The 17,684-nt window shown below is 62.3% G+C and carries 18 protein-coding genes; 10 read left to right on the forward strand and 8 right to left on the reverse strand.

What is annotated here, in order from left to right; all coding sequences use genetic code 11:
* Positions 1-4 precede the first annotated feature (4 nt).
* Genes AC07W7_RS08420 through AC07W7_RS08430 form a run of 3 tightly spaced genes read right to left on the reverse strand, consistent with a single transcriptional unit; the run spans position 5 to position 3,655 of the window.
* A complete protein-coding gene (locus AC07W7_RS08420; protein WP_236309081.1) occupies positions 5-1,600 on the reverse strand; it encodes a GMC family oxidoreductase in 1,596 nt (531 codons plus the stop codon).
* Positions 1,601-1,653: 53 nt separating this feature from the next.
* Complete coding sequence (locus tag AC07W7_RS08425) at positions 1,654-2,199, reverse strand: twin-arginine translocation pathway signal protein (RefSeq protein WP_099168611.1); 546 nt, start codon at positions 2,197-2,199, stop codon at positions 1,654-1,656.
* Between the two features lie 28 nt (positions 2,200-2,227).
* A complete protein-coding gene (locus AC07W7_RS08430) occupies positions 2,228-3,655 on the reverse strand; it encodes a coniferyl aldehyde dehydrogenase (RefSeq protein WP_076963142.1) in 1,428 nt (475 codons plus the stop codon).
* Positions 3,656-3,802: 147 nt separating this feature from the next.
* Between AC07W7_RS08430 and AC07W7_RS08435 the strand changes: the two genes are divergently transcribed.
* On the forward strand, positions 3,803-4,474 hold the full coding sequence (locus AC07W7_RS08435) for a TetR/AcrR family transcriptional regulator (RefSeq protein WP_029300622.1): 672 nt from the start codon (positions 3,803-3,805) through the stop codon (positions 4,472-4,474).
* 33 nt (positions 4,475-4,507) lie between these two features.
* Entirely contained in the window at positions 4,508-5,362 is an 855-nt protein-coding gene (locus AC07W7_RS08440; RefSeq protein WP_495039086.1) for a sulfurtransferase, read from the forward strand.
* A 9-nt stretch (positions 5,363-5,371) separates the two neighbouring features.
* Here AC07W7_RS08440 and AC07W7_RS08445 read toward each other — a convergent pair whose 3' ends face one another.
* The 4 genes from AC07W7_RS08445 to AC07W7_RS08460 all read right to left on the reverse strand — a co-directional run bounded on the left by AC07W7_RS08445 (position 5,372) and on the right by AC07W7_RS08460 (position 10,059).
* Positions 5,372-6,370 (reverse strand): hydrolase, encoded by a 999-nt coding sequence (locus AC07W7_RS08445; protein WP_495039087.1) that lies wholly within the window; start codon positions 6,368-6,370, stop codon positions 5,372-5,374.
* A gap of 236 nt (positions 6,371-6,606) precedes the next feature.
* Complete coding sequence (gene rsmD, locus AC07W7_RS08450; RefSeq protein ID WP_076963145.1) at positions 6,607-7,221, reverse strand: 16S rRNA (guanine(966)-N(2))-methyltransferase RsmD; 615 nt, start codon at positions 7,219-7,221, stop codon at positions 6,607-6,609.
* Positions 7,221-8,711, reverse strand: coding sequence for a M16 family metallopeptidase (locus AC07W7_RS08455; RefSeq protein ID WP_495039088.1), 1,491 nt, complete (start codon positions 8,709-8,711; stop codon positions 7,221-7,223). The genes rsmD and AC07W7_RS08455 overlap by 1 nt, the downstream gene beginning before the upstream one ends.
* A complete protein-coding gene (locus AC07W7_RS08460) occupies positions 8,704-10,059 on the reverse strand; it encodes a M16 family metallopeptidase (RefSeq protein WP_076963147.1) in 1,356 nt (451 codons plus the stop codon). Before AC07W7_RS08460 ends, AC07W7_RS08455 begins: the two co-directional genes overlap by 8 nt.
* A 341-nt stretch (positions 10,060-10,400) precedes the next feature.
* On the opposite strand from AC07W7_RS08460, the gene ftsY reads away from it, so the two are divergent.
* The 4 genes from ftsY to rpoH all read left to right on the forward strand — a co-directional run bounded on the left by ftsY (position 10,401) and on the right by rpoH (position 14,454).
* Positions 10,401-11,783 carry a signal recognition particle-docking protein FtsY gene (gene ftsY, locus AC07W7_RS08465; RefSeq protein WP_495039089.1) on the forward strand — a complete coding sequence of 461 codons (1,383 nt, stop codon included), beginning with the start codon at positions 10,401-10,403 and terminating at the stop codon, positions 11,781-11,783.
* Positions 11,780-12,451, forward strand: a complete 672-nt coding sequence (ftsE, locus tag AC07W7_RS08470; protein WP_017476533.1) for a cell division ATP-binding protein FtsE — start codon at positions 11,780-11,782, stop codon at positions 12,449-12,451. Before ftsY ends, ftsE begins: the two co-directional genes overlap by 4 nt.
* A complete protein-coding gene (gene ftsX / locus AC07W7_RS08475; protein WP_076963149.1) occupies positions 12,448-13,470 on the forward strand; it encodes a permease-like cell division protein FtsX in 1,023 nt (340 codons plus the stop codon). Before ftsE ends, ftsX begins: the two co-directional genes overlap by 4 nt.
* A gap of 129 nt (positions 13,471-13,599) precedes the next feature.
* Positions 13,600-14,454: an RNA polymerase sigma factor RpoH gene (gene rpoH / locus AC07W7_RS08480; protein ID WP_003176698.1), complete on the forward strand. Its 855-nt coding sequence runs from the start codon at positions 13,600-13,602 to the stop codon at positions 14,452-14,454.
* 100 nt (positions 14,455-14,554) lie between these two features.
* Here rpoH and mtgA read toward each other — a convergent pair whose 3' ends face one another.
* Positions 14,555-15,277 (reverse strand): monofunctional biosynthetic peptidoglycan transglycosylase, encoded by a 723-nt coding sequence (mtgA, locus tag AC07W7_RS08485; RefSeq protein ID WP_495039090.1) that lies wholly within the window; start codon positions 15,275-15,277, stop codon positions 14,555-14,557.
* A 74-nt stretch (positions 15,278-15,351) separates the two neighbouring features.
* On the opposite strand from mtgA, the gene AC07W7_RS08490 reads away from it, so the two are divergent.
* The 4 genes from AC07W7_RS08490 (at position 15,352) to trmB (ending at position 17,589) form a co-directional block, all read left to right on the forward strand.
* The gene (locus tag AC07W7_RS08490; protein ID WP_076963151.1) at positions 15,352-15,732 is read left to right on the forward strand and encodes a DUF423 domain-containing protein; all 381 of its coding nucleotides are present in this window, start codon (positions 15,352-15,354) and stop codon (positions 15,730-15,732) included.
* Positions 15,733-15,803: 71 nt separating this feature from the next.
* Positions 15,804-16,004, forward strand: coding sequence for a sulfur carrier protein ThiS (thiS, locus tag AC07W7_RS08495; protein ID WP_162947777.1), 201 nt, complete (start codon positions 15,804-15,806; stop codon positions 16,002-16,004).
* 55 nt (positions 16,005-16,059) lie between these two features.
* On the forward strand, positions 16,060-16,854 hold the full coding sequence (locus AC07W7_RS08500; RefSeq protein WP_017845016.1) for a thiazole synthase: 795 nt from the start codon (positions 16,060-16,062) through the stop codon (positions 16,852-16,854).
* A gap of 9 nt (positions 16,855-16,863) precedes the next feature.
* Entirely contained in the window at positions 16,864-17,589 is a 726-nt protein-coding gene (trmB, locus tag AC07W7_RS08505) for a tRNA (guanosine(46)-N7)-methyltransferase TrmB (RefSeq protein ID WP_169865682.1), read from the forward strand.
* Positions 17,590-17,684 lie beyond the last annotated feature (95 nt).

Here is a 17,684-nt window from a genome sequence, read left to right on the forward strand (position 1 = left end):
TTTTTCATGCTGTTTTCAGACGTTCGGCCAGTGCTGTCGCCAGTTGCGCCGTCAGGCCATACACCGAAAGCTGGGGGTTGGCGCCAATACTGGTGGGGAACAGCGAGCCATCGTGGATCGACAGATTGCGCAACTGGTGATGCCGCCCCAGGCTGTCGGCCACGGCATTTTTCGGCTCTTCGCCCATCGCGCAACCGCCCATCACATGGGCGCTGCCCAGGCAGGTGCGATGCAGTTCCAGGTTCAGGCCGTCGATCAGGCTGCGGGCCTCGGCCAGCGTGCTGACGTAGCGCGCATCGTGGTGCAGCGGCTTGACCGACTTGGCGCCGGCGGCAAACTGGATCTCGGCCATGCTGTGGAACGCCCGGCGCAGGCCGTCCCAGGCGTAGGGCGAGACTTCATAGTCGAGCACCGGCGTGCCATCGCCGCGCAGGCCGACGCTGCCGCCCTGGCTGTCGGGGTGGAAGCCGTCGCGCAGCAGCGCCAGCATGGCGTGGGTGTTGGGCAACTGGCCCATGTCCAGGGCGTTCTGCGTGCCATAGCCACCGAACAGCGTGCTGGCCAGGGCCGGGTGCAGGGGTGGGGCTTCGAGTTTGTAGGACATTTTACCGGTGGTGCCGTCCTGCCATTGGAAGTGGTCGGAGTAAATCGACTGCGGTGCGCCATAGAACGGGTTGATCACCTCGTCGAACAACCCCGCAGAAAAATTCACCAGATGCAGGAACGTGCGCTTGCCCAGGCGCGAATGGGGGTCGGGTGCGTCCGAGCGCATCAGCAGCGCCGGGCTGTTGATCCCGCCGCCGGCCAGCACGTAATGCCTGGCCTTGACCGTGACCTTGCGGCCGGTGGGCGCTACGCTGCGCGCATCCATGGCCACGCATTCGAGGCTGGTGATGGTGTCGCCGCTGAATTTCAGGCGCTCGGCGCGGGCCAGGTACAGCAACTCGCCGCCTTGCTCCAGGGTCGAGGGAATGGTGGTCACCAGCATCGATTGCTTGGCGTTGACCGGGCAGCCCATGCCGCAATAGCCCAGGTTGAAACAGCCGCGCACGTTGCGCGGGATCACGTGCCAGCTGTAGCCGAGTTTTTCGCAGCCTTTGCGGATCACATCGTTGTTGGCGTTGGGCGGCAGGGCCCAGGGCGCGATGCCCAGGCGTTGCTCCATCTTTGCAAACCATGGCGCCATCTCGGCACTGCTGTGGCCCTTGACCGCGTATTCGCTGGCCCAGTGGGCCAGAGTCGGGTCGGGTGTGCGAAAGCTCGACGTCCAGTTGATCAGCGTGGTGCCGCCCACGGCGCGGCCCTGCAGGATGGTGATGGCGCCGTCCTTGCTCATGCGGCCGATGCCTTCCTGGTACAGGCTGGCGTAGGCCTCGTCTTCCAGCAGCGTGAAATCGCTGCTGGTCTTGAGCGGGCCTTCTTCGATCAGCAGCACCTTGTAGCCGGCGGCGCTGAGAATCTCTGCGGTAGTGCCGCCGCCTGCGCCGCTGCCGATGATCGCGACATCGGCTTCCAGCGTCAGGTCCTGGTCGAGGGCAGCACCATTATGGGTCTTCCAGCCGCGGGCCATGCCATCGCGGAACACATCAGGTACGGGCATCAGCTTGTTCTCTTGTTTTTATCAGCGGTCATGACGTGTAGGAGCTATCACGGTCAGATTTTCGGTGGCCCGGGGTACCCGCAATGGGCCCAGGACTCGGGCCGGAAATACCAGGCCATGATCACCAGCTTGAGCAGCGAGCCCTGGCCCATGCGCAGCAGGTTGAGGAAGCTGTTTTCCCAGCGATGCAGGAAGTTGCGGATTTGCTCGCCGCTGGCATTTTCCCAACTGCCCCAGATGCCGGTCAGCGGGCCACGGGTGACGGCCATGCCCAGCACGTCGAACAACTGCTGGGTCAGCTTGAACATCTCCGGCGACAGGTGCAGCAGGCTGTAATCGAGTTTTTTCAGGGTGTCTTCAATACCCGCTGCCACCACCTCGGCGCTGGCCGCGCCTTCCAGTAACACCGGGATCACTGCGCGCAAAAACGGCAGGTCGCTGTTGCGCAGCATGGCAAAGCCGCTGGCCGGCGTGCTGCTGGAGCAGCCGCTGAGGCTGGCGCCAAGGCCTGCGGTGGCCAGGAAGGCGCTGGCGCACAGGCCGATTTTCAAGACGCCGCGCCGCGACAGCGCGGGTGATTCAGTCAGGCTAGGGTTCATTTTTATTGTGGTCCCGGTGGTCACGGTGTTAGCGCACGAACAGCTTCTGGATCAGTTTCTGGATGGCTTTGCCATATGGCGGGTAAATCAGCTTGGCTGCATTCAGGCGTTGCTTGATCAGCACGCCCTTGGCCTTGCTGAACGTGAGGAAGCCTTCATGGCCGTGGTAATGGCCCATGCCCGACGGGCCGATGCCGCCAAAGGGCATATCGTCCTGGGCCACATGCAACAGGGTGTCGTTCAGGCACACGCCACCGGAATGGGTTTCGTGGAGCACGCGATTCTGTTCGGCCTTGTTGTAGCCGAAGTAATACAACGCCAGTGGGCGAGGGCGCTGGTTGATGTAGGCAAAGGCCTGGTCGATGCCGCGATAGGGCACGATGGGCAGCACCGGGCCGAAAATCTCGTCCTGCATCACGGTCATGTCATCGCTGACATTCAGCAGCAGGCTATGGGCCATGCGCCGGGCCTGGCCCTGGTCATAGAGCGGCACCAGGGTCGCGCCCTTGTCGGTGGCGTCCTTGACGTAGGCATTGAGCCGGGCGAGTTGCCGCTCGTTGATGATGGCGGTGTAGTCCGGGTTGTCGGCCAGGGTCGGATAAAACCCGCGCACCGCCTGGGTGTAGGCCTCGACGAAGCCCTCCACACGGTCTTCGGGAACCAGCACGTAGTCTGGCGCCACACAGGTTTGCCCGGCATTCAGCGCCTTGCCGAAGGCGATCCGTTCGGCAGCGTCCTTGAGGGGCACATCGGCCGAGACAATCGCCGGGGATTTACCGCCCAGCTCCAGGGTGACCGGGGTCAGATGCTCGGCGGCGGCGCGCATCACATGCTTGCCAATGCTGGTGGCTCCGGTGAACAGCAGGTGATCGAAAGGCAGTTTGGAAAACGCCATGCCCACTTCCGCTTCGCCGAGCACCACGCACACTAGGTCTTCGGGGAAAATTTGCGCCAGTAGGGTCTTGAGTAACTGGCCAGTGGCCGGGGTGGACTCGCTGAGCTTGAGCATCACCCGGTTGCCCGCCGCCAACGCACCGACCAGCGGGCCGATGGCCAGGTATAACGGGTAGTTCCAGGGCACGATCACCCCGATAACGCCCAGGGGTTGATAGATCACTTTGGCAGACGCCGGCTGGAAGGCTATACCTACTGCACGACGCGAGGGTTTCATCCAACCCTTGAGGTGTTTGCTGGCGTAATGGATGCCGTGCAGGCTGGGCATCAGCTCGGCGAACAGGGTTTCATCGGCGCTGCGATGGCTGAAATCGTTGCTGATGGCCTCGATCAGCGCCTGGCGCTCATCGCTGAGCAGGTCGCGCAGCGCCTTGAGCCACTGCTGGCGCTGCGCCGCTGGCGGCATCGGGTTGGCCGCGTAGGCGCGACGCTGGGCGTCGAACAGGCTCTGGAGTTGGCCCAGCGCCTGGGAGTCTTGCAGGTAAGCAACGTTGGCAGACATGACGCAGCTCCAGGATATTATTGGTCTACCTGCGTTTTTAGAGTTATTGCTCTAATTTGTCAAATGACATCGCATCAACATGCAGTTTTATCCTGGCAAGGATAGACCGTAAGATGTTTGCATCAGGATTCAAGAAGCCGATACCCCATGGCACCACGAGTAAAGACCAGCGAACGTATTGTGCAAACCAGCCTGGAGCTGTTTAACCAGCAGGGCGAGCGCAGCATCAGCACCAACCATATTGCCGCCCACATGGAAATATCCCCGGGCAACCTGTACTACCACTTCCCGAACAAGCAGGCGATTATCGCGGTGCTGTTTCGCGAGTACGAAGCCCTGGTGGACAGCTTCCTGCGCCCACCCCAGGGGCGCGCCATGGTGGTCGAAGACAAGCGTTTTTACTTGCAGGCGGTACTGGCCGGCATGTGGCGCTACCGCTTTCTGCACCGTGACCTTGAGCATCTGCTGGAGAGCGACCCGGAGCTGGCCACCGGCTACCGGCGTTTTTCCCAGCGCTGCCTGATCCAGGGCGGCGCGATTTACCGGGGGTTTGTCGAGGCCGGGATCCTGAACATGGACCCGGTGCAGACCGAAGCCCTGACCCTCAACGCCTGGATTATCCTCACCTCCTGGGTGCGCTTTTTGTGCACCACCAATGAAAACTCCGCGCACCTGAGCGCCGAGGCGATCAAACGCGGGGTGTACCAGGTGCTGGTGCTGGAGGCAGGGTTTATTACGCCGCAGGCTAAAGAAGCCGTGGACGCGCTGTTCAAGGAATTTTATGTGCCGTTAAGTCAGGCACTGGAAGAAGTGAAGTAGGCCCTTTCCCGAACGTATTTCCAGGAGTCCGTTATGCCGCTTGCACAACTGATCAGCCCGCAACAACTGGCCGAGCGCCAGCAGCGCGCCGGCTTAGTCATCCTCGACTGCCGCTTTGCCCTGGAAGACCCGGATTACGGGCGTTGCAGCTATGCCGAGGGGCATATCGAAGGGGCGCAGTATGCGGACCTGGAGCGCCACCTCAGCGGGCCGGTGATCAAGGGCGTGACCGGCCGCCATCCGCTGCCGGCGGCCCAGGTGCTGGTCCGGCAGTTGCAGGCCTGGGGCATCCATGCCGACAGCGAGATCGTGCTGTATGACGACGGCCCTGGCGCATTTGCCGCCCGTGCCTGGTGGCTGCTGGCCTGGCTGGGCAAGCGCGACGGGGTGTCGATCCTCGATGGTGGCCTGAAGGCCTGGCACGCCGCGGGTTTCCCCCTGAGCCTGGATGCACCTGGCACCGAGCCGGGCACCTTTGCTGGCAGCCCGGACGACCATCTGCTGCTGGACGCTGAACACCTGCAAAAACGCCTGGGCCAACCGGGCCTGACCCTGATCGATGCCCGTGCCTTGCCGCGTTTTCGCGGTGAAGTGGAACCCATCGACCCGATTGCCGGGCATATTCCCGGCGCGCAATGTGCGGCGTTCAGCGAGAACCTGGGCAGTGACGGGCGCTTCTTGCCGGTGTCGCAGCTCAAGCAACGGTTTGCTGAAAAACTGCAAGGCCGCTCGCCCCAGGAATTGGTGGCGTATTGCGGCTCGGGTGTGACGGCGTGCCACAACCTGTTTGCCCTGAGCCTGGCGGGGTATCCGTTGGGCAAGTTGTATGCGGGGTCGTGGAGTGAGTGGATCACTGATCCGCAGCGACAAATCGCAACCGGCGACTGAGCTCCCACTTTATGGATCGAGTTGAGACAGCAGCCATTGCGGGATCCGCCGCTCCAGGTAGTAACCCGGCTGTTTCAGCGAACCCTCGACAAACCCCACATGCCCGCCCCTGGCCTGCAGTTCAAACTCGATGCAGTCCGACAGTTCGCTGGCCTGGGGCAGGCTGTGGGCAAACACAAAAGGATCATCCGCCGCCTGGATGATCAGCGTCGGCGTACGGATCGCCCCGAGGAAGTAACGACTCGACGCCCGCCGATAATAGTCCTCGGCGCTCAGGTAGCCATGCAGCGGTGCGGTGACGCGCCCATCAAAATCCCAGAACGTGCGCATTTTCTCCAGTGAGCCCAGCTCCGCCAGGGTTTTCAGTGCGTCTTCACGCCCATCCTGCAGGAACTGGCGCTGCTTGACCCGGATATAGCCGAGCATCTCGCGCATGAAGTGCTTCTGATAGACCCGGGAAAAGCCCAGGCCGATGCGGTCGGCGCACTGGTCCAGGCGAAACGGCACCGATACCGCTGCCGCGCCTTGCAGGCCAGAGCTGTCGCCGGTTTCGCCCAGGTGCTTGAGCAGCACATTGCCGCCCAGGGAGTAACCCACGGCATACAGCGGCGCCAAGGGGCGCTTGGCCCGCAGGTGCGCGATGGCGGCGGCCAGGTCTTCACTGGCGCCGGAGTGGTAACTGCGGGCCAACAGGTTGGGTTCGCCGGAACAACCCCGCCAATTCAGCGCGACGCTGGCCCAGCCCTGGCTGGCCAGGGCTTTTTGCAGGCCGGCGACGTAGGGCGAATTGGACGAGCCGGTCAGCCCGTGCAGCACCAGCACCAAGGGCGCATGCGGGTCGTGGGGGCCGTGCCAGTCAAGGTCAAGAAAGTCGCCATCCTCCAGCCACAGGCGCTCGCGCTGGCGTTCGAGGTGGGTGGTGGGGCGCCAGAGCGGGCCCCACAGCGTTTGCAGATGGGGGTTGCCGAGGCCGAAGGCGGGAGTGAAGCGATTGGCTAGCGGTGTCATGAATACCTGTCCTGCAGGAGCGGGTTTGCCCTAATGCCGATCAGTTAAGCGAACGCAATGCTCAAAGCAGCGCAGATCAAATGTGGGAGCGGGCTTGCCTGCGATGGCGGTGGATCAGCCAACACAGTTGTTAACTGACATACCGCTATCGCGGGCAAGCCCGCTCCCACAGGGGATCTGCGCTTAACTGAACGGCATTAGCAGGCTTGCCCGACAAGCTCGTGCCTACAGTGTTTTTAGTGGGCCAGAGCCGTACGTTGCCACAATGCGTAATACACCCGCCCGGATTTTTGCTCGCGGTGCAGGCGCCAGTTGCCCGGCAGGCCCAGGGTCGACGGCGCGGTTTCGCTTTCGGTGTAGACCCAGGCGTCATCGGCCAGCCATTGGCGTTCTTCCAGCAGGGTGCAGACGGTCGGCAACAGGTTCTGGTTGAACGGCGGGTCGAGGAACACCACGTCGAATGCGCTGGCCGGCTGGGTTTCCAGGTAGCGCAAGGCATCGGCGGTTTGGACGTGACCGGTGGTGCAACGCAGGGTGCCCAGGTGTTCGCGCAGGCTGGACACCGCCACGTTGCTCGCGTCCAGGGCCTGGCCCAGGGCGGCGCCACGGGACAGGGATTCGAGGAACAGCGCGCCGCTGCCGGCGAACGGGTCCAGCACCTTGGCCCCTTCGATGTACGGCGCGAGCCAGTTGAACAGGGTCTCGCGGACTCGGTCCGGGGTCGGACGCAGGCCCACCACGTCGGGGAAGCTCAGCTTGCGGCTGCGCCATTGGCCGCCAATGATGCGCAATTGGCCCACACCGTTGTGAACGTTATGGACAGGTTTTTTAGGGCGGGATGGACTAGCCATTAATGCTCCGGAACCCCGAGCGGCTGCTCGGCAGGTTTATCAGTGGGGGGCGGTAGTGGCTTTTGCGCGGTGGTGGGACCTGCGGTCACGATCACCATTTTATCGCTACTCAAGTGCTTGTTCAGTGCAGCCTTGACCTGTTCGGTGGTCAGGGCCTGGGATTGCTTCATGAAATCTTCCAGGTAATTGAGCGGCAGGTTGTAGAACCCCATGACGCCCAGTTGCCCGACGATATCGGCGTTGCTCGCGGTGGACAGCGGGAAGCTGCCGGCCAACTCGCGCTTGGCGTCATCCAGTTCTTTTTGCGTCGGGCCGGTCTTGAGGTAGTCGGCCAACACTTGCTCCACCAGGCGCAAGGTGCCGCCGCTCATTTCGGCGCGGGTCTGCAGGTTGATCATGAACGGGCCACGGGCCTGCATCGGCGAGAAGCCCGAGTAGACGCCGTAGGTCAGGCCGCGCTTCTCGCGTACTTCGCTCATCAAGCGGGTGCCAAAGCCACCGCCGCCAAGGATCTGGTTGCCCAGGGACAGGGCGGCGTAGTCCGGGTCGGCGCGGTCGATGCCCAGTTGTGCGAACAACAGGTGGGTCTGCTTGGATGGAAATTCGATATGGCCCAGGCCGGCCTTGGGCTCGCTCGGCTCGGCGATCTTCGCCAGTGCCGGGCCCTTGGGCAGGGATGCGGACACCTTGGCCGCCATGGCCTCGGCCTCGGTGCGGGACAGGTCGCCAACCATCGCGATCACCGCGTTGCCGGCGGCGTAGGCCTTGGCGTGGAAGGCCTTCAGCTGTGCCAGGGTAATGGCCGGAACGCTTTCAGGCGTGCCTTCGCTGGGGTGCGCATAGGGATGGTCGCCATACAGGCGCTTGAACAGCTCGATGCTTGCCAGCTTGCCCGGGTTCTGCTTCTGGTACTCGAAGCCGGCCAGCAACTGGTTTTTGATGCGTGCCAGGGAGTCGGCGGGGAAGGTCGGCTGGCCGATCACCTGGTCGAACAGCGTGAGGGCGGCGTCGCGCTTGTCGGCGGCACTGAGGCTGCGCAGCGAGACCAGCGCCATATCGCGGTAGGCACCATTGCTGAAATCCGCGCCAAGGCCTTCAAAACCGGCGGCAATCTGCCCCACATCCTTGCCCGGTACGCCTTCGTTGAGCATGGCGTTGGTCAGCAGCGCCAGGCCCGGCGTGTTGCCGTCCTGGCTGCTGCCGGCGGCGAACAGGATGCGCATGTCGAACATCGGCAGTTCGTGGGCTTCGACGAACAGCACCTTGGCGCCTTCGGCGGTACTCCAGGTCTGCACGTTGAGCGTGCGGTTGGTCGGGTTCTTGCCGTCCAGCTCCGCCAGGGATTGCAGGGTCTTGCTGGACTTGGCCTGCTCCAGCGCCGGGCTGGCAATGGAGTCGTCCGGGCGACCGATATACACCGCGACCGCGGCCACCAGGGTCACGACGATCAGGCCGGGCAGCACCAGGCGGTTGTTTTTGCGATCACTCATGAGTGGTCTCCTCGGGCAGGACATGGGCGACACTCAGGCGTTCGCGGGTGAAATAGGTGCGCGCGGCCTTCTGGATATCCTCGGGCGTCACGCTTTGCAGCTCGGCCAGCTCAGTGTCCATGAGCTTCCACGACAGGCCGACCGTTTCCAGGGAGCCAATGGCCGTGGCCTGGCTGGTGATGGAGTCGCGCTCGTAGACCACGCCGGCAATGACCTGGGCGCGAATACGCTCCAGTTCCTCGGCGGTCGGTGGCTTGGCCTTGAGCTCGTCCAGCAGGCGCCAGAGCCCGGCTTCGGCCTGGGCCACGGTTTTCTTCTTCTGCTGGTTGGGCGTGGCGCTCAAGGTGAACAGGCTGTCGCCACGGGTGTAGGCGTCGTAGTTGGTCGAGGCGCCGGACACCAGTTCTTCACCGCGCTCCAACTGGCTCGGGATGCGTGCGCTGTAGCCACCATCGAGCAGCGCCGAGATCAGGCGCAGGGCGTTGACCGAGCGCTTGTCTTCGGCGGTGGCCAGGCCCGGTACGTTGAAGCCGAGGATGACGCTCGGTAGCTGCGTCTGCACATGCATAGTCAGCAGGCGTTCGCCCGGTTCGGCCAGTTCCAGGGGCTTTTTCGCCGGTGGTACGTCACGCTTGGGGATCGGGCCGAAGTAGCGCTGGGCCAGGGTTTTCACCTCGTCCGGGGTCACGTCGCCGACCACCACCAGGGTGGCGTTGTTCGGCACGTACCAGGATTGGTACCAGTGGCGCAGTTCCTCGACCTTCATGCGGTCCAGGTCGGCCATCCAGCCGATGGTCGGCGTGTGGTAGCCGCTGGCCGGGTAGGCCATGGCCTTGAAGCGCTCGAAGGCCTTGGACATCGGGTTGTCATCGGTGCGCAGGCGGCGCTCTTCCTTGATCACTTCGATCTCGCGGCTGAACTCGTCGGCCGGCAGGCGCAGGGTGGCCATGCGGTCGGCTTCCAGCTCCAGGGCAACGCCCAGGCGGTCGCGGGCCAGCACTTGGTAGTAGGCGGTGTAGTCGTCACTGGTGAAGGCGTTTTCTTCGGCGCCCAGGTCGCGCAGGATCAACGAGGCCTCGCCGGGGCCGGTTTTGGAGCTGCCCTTGAACATCATGTGTTCCAGGGCGTGGGACAAACCGGTCTGGCCAGGGGTTTCATAGCTGGAGCCGACCTTGTACCAGACCTGCGAGACCACCACCGGGGCGCGATGGTCTTCGCGCACGACGACCTTGAGGCCGTTGTCCAGGGTGAATTCATGGGTGGGTTGTGGGTCGGCAGCCAAGGCTGAAAGGGGCAGACAAACTGTGCTGAGCAGCAGGCCTGCGGCGCGGCGGGCTAGAGCATTCATTCGTTTTTAAACCTGTTGGGCTGCCCGCTTGGTCTTAGCGTCGGCGGGCGAGGAGGTGCTAGGATACTGATCCGTATTAGCGGCGGCCACTGCGGCGGTCATATCGTTTCGGATCCAGTCGTCGTGAAGATGGAATTATTCGTGGGTTTTCCCGATTTTCATCCGCTTTTCGCCGATTTTATCGCTTCAGTCCTATATTGAATCGATTTGTTGAGGCTGTATTCACGCCTCGTACAATGCTGCGCATGAACAAGCTGGCTAAAAAACAGTCTGTTGCGCATTGAATATTATTTACCGAGGCGCCTCCTTGGCGCGTCGCTACCTTGAGATAGCCGTCCTCCATGTTTGGTTCCAACGACGACAAGAAGAGCCCAGCTGCGGCTGGCGAGAAAAAAGGCCTGTTCGGATGGCTGCGCAAAAAGCCGCAGGAAACCGTCGTCGAACAGCCGCAAGTCCAACCTGAGCCTGTTCTGCAAGCGGAACCGGCGATTGAACCAGTGGCCGAGCCTGTTGTTGAGACGCCGGCGCCTGTGGTGCTGCCTAGCGCCGAGCCGGTCCTGCAGCCGGTGGTGGAGGCTGCGCCAGAGCCAGAGCACAAGCCGTGGCCGCCATTGCCGGTGGCTGAAGAGCCTGTCGCGCTGGTCGAGGATGTGCAGGCCGAACATGTGACACCGCCGATCCCCGTGGTGGTGGAGCCGGTGCAGGTCGCCGTCGAGCCCCTGCCTGTCGTGGTTGAGCCGGCGCCACTGGTGGTCGAGCCTGTTGCCGTCGTTGCCGCACCTGCCGAAACCAGCAAGACCGGCTTCTTCGCCCGCCTCAAGCAAGGTCTGAGCAAGACCAGCGCGAGCATTGGCGAAGGCATGGCCAGCCTGTTCCTGGGCAAGAAGATCATCGATGACGAGTTGCTCGAAGACATCGAGACCCGCCTGCTGACCGCTGACGTGGGCGTCGAAGCCACTGCCGTGATTATCCAGAGCCTGACCCAGAAGGTCGCGCGCAAGCAGCTCACCGACGCCGACGCGCTCTACAAGTCATTGCAGGCCGAACTGGCCGCCATGCTCAAGCCCGTGGAAGCGCCGCTGGTGATTGTCGAGAAAAAACCCTTCGTAATCCTGGTGGTCGGCGTCAACGGTGCCGGCAAGACCACCACCATCGGCAAGCTGGCGAAGAAGCTGCAACTGGAAGGCAAGAAAGTCATGCTTGCCGCCGGTGACACCTTCCGCGCCGCTGCCGTGGAGCAATTGCAGGTGTGGGGCGAGCGCAACAAGATCCCGGTGATCGCCCAGCACACCGGCGCCGATTCCGCCTCGGTGATCTTCGATGCCGTGCAGGCGGCCAAGGCCCGTAACATCGATGTACTGATTGCCGATACCGCCGGTCGCCTGCACACCAAAGACAACCTGATGGAAGAGTTGAAGAAAGTGCGTCGGGTGATGGGCAAGCTCGACGCCGACGCGCCGCACGAGGTGTTGTTGGTGCTGGACGCCGGGACCGGGCAGAACGCAATCAGCCAGGCCAAGCAATTCCACCAGACGGTACAGCTGACTGGCCTGGCGTTGACTAAGCTCGATGGCACGGCCAAGGGTGGGGTGATTTTTGCCCTGGCCAAACAATTCGGGCTGCCGATTCGTTATATCGGTGTCGGCGAAGGTATTGATGACCTGCGCACGTTTGAGGCCGAACCCTTTGTCCAGGCACTGTTTGCCGAGCGGGAGCGTTCATGATTCGTTTTGAACAGGTGGGCAAGCGCTACGCCAACGGGCATGTCGGCTTGCATGAGCTGAGTTTCCGGGTGCGCCGTGGTGAGTTTTTGTTTGTCACCGGTCATTCCGGCGCCGGCAAAAGTACCTTGCTGCGCCTGCTGCTGGCCATGGAGCGCCCCACTACCGGCAAATTGCTGCTGGCGGGCCAGGACCTGGCCACTATCAGCAATGCGCAGATCCCGTTCCTGCGCCGGCAGATCGGCGTGGTGTTCCAGAACCACCAGTTGCTGTTCGATCGCACGGTGTTCAATAACATCGCCCTGCCATTGCAGATTCTCGGGCTGTCCAAGGCCGAGATCATCAAGCGTGTGGATTCGGCCCTGGAGCGTGTGGCGCTGTCGGACAAGACCGACCTGTACCCCGGCGACCTGTCCACCGGCCAGCAACAGCGCGTCGGCATTGCTCGCGCCATCGTCCATCGCCCGGCCTTGCTGCTGGCGGACGAGCCCACCGGTAACCTCGACCCGCGCCTGGCCGCAGAAATCATGGGCGTGTTTGAAGACATCAACCGCCTGGGCACCAGCGTGTTGATTGCCAGTCACGACCTGGCATTGATCGCGCGCATGCGCCACCGCATGCTGACCTTGCAGCGCGGCCGCCTGATTGGTGATGGGGAGGCCGGCGTATGAGTGCCACACGTAGCCCTAAAGTTTCCGAGCGCGTGGCGCCGAAAGCCGCCGACCCGCAACCGCAGAAAAAGAAACGCGACGATGATGACGGCCCCGATTTCAGCACCTTGCTGCATGCCTGGGTCGAAAGCCATCGCGCCAGCCTGGTGGACAGCCTGCGCCGCCTGGGCAAGCAGCCGATTGGCAGCTTCTTCACCTGCCTGGTGATGGCCGTGGCGTTGAGCCTGCCGATGGGGTTGTCGTTGCTGCTCAATAATGTCGAGCGCCTGGGCGGTTCCTGGCAGCGCGCGGCGCAGATTTCCCTGTACCTGCAACTGGATGCCAGCGCTACCGAAGGCGAGGCCCTGCGCGAGCAGATCAAGAACCTGCCGGGCGTGGCGGAGGCCGAGTACATCAGCCGCGACCAGGCGCTGGAAGAGTTCCAGCAACAGTCCGGCCTGGGTGAGGCGCTCAAGGAGCTGCCGCAGAACCCGCTGCCGGGTGTGGTGCTGGTCACGCCCAATGAAATCGACAAGACGGCCCTTGAAGCATTAAGGCAAAAATTGGCTGAACTGCCCAAGGTACAGCAGGCGCAGCTTGATCTGGTGTGGGTCGAGCGTCTGGCGGCGATTCTCAAGCTGGGCGACCGGTTTGTCTTCGGCCTCACGGTGTTGCTGGTTTCTGCATTACTTTTGGTGATAGGCAATACCATTCGTCTTCATATTGAAAACCGCCGCACCGAGATAGAAGTGATTAAACTGGTCGGCGGCACAGACAGCTATGTGCGTCGTCCTTTTCTATATATGGGCGCGCTTTATGGCTTCGGTGCGGGGATTCTGTCCTGGGGCGTATTGGCGTTTGGCCTGGATTGGCTGAACGACGCGGTAATCGGCCTGGCCGGTTTGTATGGCAGTGACTTTGCCCTGGCTGGCGTACCCGCTGCCGATGGTCTATCACTGTTGCTTGGCGCGGTGTTGTTGGGGTATATCGGTGCTTGGATTGCGGTCGCACGGCATCTACGTGAGCTGGCGCCGAAGTAGTTAATGTCAGATTAATGTGGTTTCGTTTGTATTGACCGTATCAGTGGTTTAGGGAACTTGTCCTACGGTTCCCGGTCAATTTTCGCAGTGCTGAACTGCACGAGTTATGTGAGTCGGAGGTTTTTTCGTATGACCACTTCTTTGCAACCTGCTTATGCTCTGGTCCCAGGCGCGAACCTGGAAGCCTATGTGCACACGGTCAACAGCATTCCTTTGCTGACGCCCGAGCAGGAGCGTGAACTGGCCGAGAGTCTCTACTATGAGCAGGATTTGGGGGCGGCTCGGCAGATGGTGCTCGCCCACCTGCGTTTTGTCGTACATATCGCCCGTAGCTATAGCGGCTACGGCCTGGCCCAGGCTGACCTGATCCAGGAAGGCAACGTCGGCCTGATGAAGGCGGTGAAACGCTTCAACCCGGAAATGGGTGTGCGCCTGGTGTCGTTCGCCGTGCACTGGATCAAGGCGGAAATCCACGAGTTCATCCTGCGCAACTGGCGCATCGTGAAAGTGGCGACCACCAAGGCCCAGCGCAAGCTGTTCTTCAACCTGCGCAGCCAGAAGAAACGCCTGGCGTGGCTGAACAACGAGGAAGTCCACCGCGTGGCCGAAAGCCTCGGCGTGGAGCCCCGGGAAGTGCGCGAGATGGAAAGTCGCCTGACCGGCCATGACATGGCCTTCGACCCGGCCGCCGAAGCGGACGACGACAGTGCCTTCCAATCGCCGGCCAACTACCTGGAAGACCACCGGTACGACCCGGCGCGTCAACTGGAAGATGCCGATTGGAGCGACAACTCCAACCACAACCTGCACGAAGCACTGGAAGTGCTGGACGACCGCAGCCGTGACATCCTCTACCAGCGCTGGCTGGCAGAAGAAAAAGCCACGCTGCACGACCTGGCGCAAAAGTACAACGTGTCGGCCGAGCGCATTCGTCAGCTTGAGAAGAGCGCGATGAATAAGCTAAAACTGTCGATCGCCGCCTAATACGCAGCGAACGAGCAAAAAAATGCCCCGATCGAGAGACCGGGGCATTTTTGTTCGTGCCTGAAAACCTCAAGCCAGCCCCCACAGGTTCTGTGGGGGGTCAGTTGGCCCATGGCGCCTGGCGCGTGTTGTCCAGTGCGTTCAAATAGCCTGCGCCCCCCAACTGCCCCATCTGCTGGCGAATCCACGCCGCCCGCCGTGCCACATACGCCGTTGGATGGCTGGCACTCCACACCCGTGGATTGGGCAGGACAGCGGCCAGGTAGCTGGCCTGCTGGCGCGAAAGCCCCTTGGCACTCACCCCAAAATGATGCCGCGCCGCCGCCTCTGCGCCAAACACCCCTTCATCCCACTCCACGCTGTTGAGGTACACCTCAAGGATCCGCTGCTTGGGCCAGAGGATTTCGATCAGCCCGGTAAACCAGGCCTCCAGGCCCTTGCGCAGATAACTGCGGCCGGCCCATAAGAACAGGTTTTTCGATACCTGCTGGCTCAGTGTACTGGCGCCGCGAATCGAACCGCCGCGCTCGTTATGCAGCAGGGCGGCCTGGATCGCACCAAAGTCAAAGCCCCAATGCTGCGGGAAACGCTGGTCCTCACCGGCCATCACCGCCACTTTCAGGTCATCGGCGATCTCATCCCACGGCACCCAGGTACGTTGCAGGTCGATGGGCTCGCCGTCGACCCAGGATTCGATCTTGCGCTCGATCATCAGCGCAGTGAACGGTGGTGGCACGACACGGAACAGCAGCACCAGCAAAACACTGCCGATGACAAACCATTTCACGACTTTGAGAAAACGACTGAAGAGGACACGCAGCATAGAGATGGCTTGGCCGAACCCGTTGAGCGGGCCATTATACAGACCCGGCCCTTTGAGTCTGACTGGAGTTCCCCATGCTGCGTGGCTTTCTGATGTTGGCGGCCTTTTTCGGCTTTACCGGTGTTGCCCTCGGCGCGTTCGCCGCCCATGGCCTGAAAAAAAGCCTGACGGCTGAATACCTGGCGATATTCCACACCGGCGTGACCTACCAACTGGTGCACGCCCTGGCGTTGTTTGGCGTGGCCTTGCTGGCCGCGCATGTGCCCGGGCGCCTGGTGCTCTGGGCCGGTGTGTCGTTCAGCATCGGCATCTTGTTGTTCTCCGGCAGCCTGTACCTGCTGACCACCATTGGCATCGGCAAACTGGGGATCATCACGCCGTTTGGCGGCCTGGCGTTCCTGATTGGCTGGCTGTGCCTGGGGCTCGCCGCCTGGCGCCTGCAACTGACCGCCTGACGCTTGTAGCTGACCTTCAGGTCACGATCAGGCTAGAATGCTGGCCCCTAAAAACGATGGCGGCCCGTGGCATGCGCATTCAATTGAACGGCGAATCCTATGAACTGCCCGACGGTGAAACCGTCGCGGCCCTGCTGACCCGTCTGGAACTGACCGGACGTCGCGTCGCAGTGGAGCTCAACCAGGATATCGTCCCGCGTAGCCAGCACACCGAAACCGCCCTCACCGAAGGCGATCAGGTTGAAGTGGTCCACGCCATCGGCGGCGGCTAGCCCTGGGGCAACTACCCGGATTCTGCAGAACCTCACCCCTACTCGAGGATTTCCCATGAGCATCGTTCGTAGCGACAAGCCCTTCGTCCTGGCCGGTCGTACCTACCAGTCGCGTTTGCTGGTAGGCACCGGCAAGTACCGCGACATGGAAGAAACCCGCCTGGCTATCGAAGCCTCGGGCGCCGAAATCGTGACGGTGGCCGTGCGCCGCACCAATATCGGCCAGAACCCGGGCGAACCGAACCTGCTGGATATCCTGCCGCCGGACCGCTACACCATCCTGCCCAACACCGCCGGTTGCTACGATGCCATCGAAGCCGTGCGCACCTGCCGCCTGGCCCGTGAACTGCTCGACGGCCACAACCTGGTGAAGCTGGAAGTGCTGGCGGACCAGAAAACCCTGTTCCCCAACGTGATCGAAACCCTCAAGGCCGCCGAGACCCTGGTCAAGGAAGGTTTCGACGTGATGGTCTACACCAGCGATGACCCGATCATCGCCCGCCAACTGGCCGAGATCGGCTGCATCGCGGTCATGCCGCTGGCCGGCCTGATCGGCACGGGCCTGGGGATCTGCAACCCGTACAACCTGCAGATCATCCTCGAAGAAGCCAAGATCCCGGTGCTGGTGGATGCCGGCGTCGGCACCGCGTCCGATGCCACCATCGCCATGGAACTGGGCTGCGAAGCGGTGCTGATGAACTCGGCCATCGCCAACGCGCAACAGCCGATCATGATGGCCGAAGCCATGAAACACGCGATTGTCGCCGGCCGCCTGGCGTACCTCGCCGGGCGTATGCCGAAAAAACTCTATGCCAGCGCCTCCTCGCCGCTGGATGGTCTGATCAAGTAAGAGCCATTGATGACTGAATCAAACGAAACGCCGAACCCCGTGGAAGAAGGCGACGAGTCCAAGCACCGCCGCATCAAGAGCTTTGTGATGCGCGCCGGGCGCATGACCGAAGGCCAGCAAAAAGGCCTGGACCAGGGCGCGCCGCTGTTCGTCCTGCCCCTGGCCGAGGCGCCGGTGGACTTCGACCAGGTGTTTGGCCGTTCGGCCCCGCGCTCCCTGGAAATCGGCTTTGGCATGGGTCATTCCCTGCTGGAAATGGCCGCCGCGTCGCCCGAGCAAGACTTTATCGGTGTGGAAGTGCACCGTCCGGGCGTCGGCGCACTGCTCAATGGCGTGCTGACCCAGGGCCTGAAAAACCTGCGGGTCTATGACTGCGATGCGATCGAAGTGCTTAACCGCTGCATCGCCGATAACAGCCTCGACCGCCTGATGCTGTTTTTCCCGGACCCATGGCACAAGAGTCGTCACCACAAGCGCCGTATCGTCCAGGCGTCCTTCGCGGAACTGGTGCGCAGCAAGCTCAAGGTGGGCGGCATCCTGCATATGGCCACCGACTGGGAACCGTATGCGCAGTACATGCTGGAAGTGATGAACGTCGCCCCTGGCTACCGCAACCTGGCGGCAGACGGCCAGTGCGTGCCACGCCCGGCCGAGCGCCCGATCACCAAGTTCGAGCGCCGTGGCGAGCGGTTGGGGCATGGGGTGTGGGATTTGAAGTTTGAAAAGCTGGCTTGATCAGCTAGACGACTGAAATGCGATCAACTGTGGGAGCTGGCTTGCCTGCGATAGCATCACTTCGGTATCACTGATACACCGAGGTGATGCTATCG

Source organism: Pseudomonas sp. GW821-FHT01D09 (assembly GCF_059422465.1).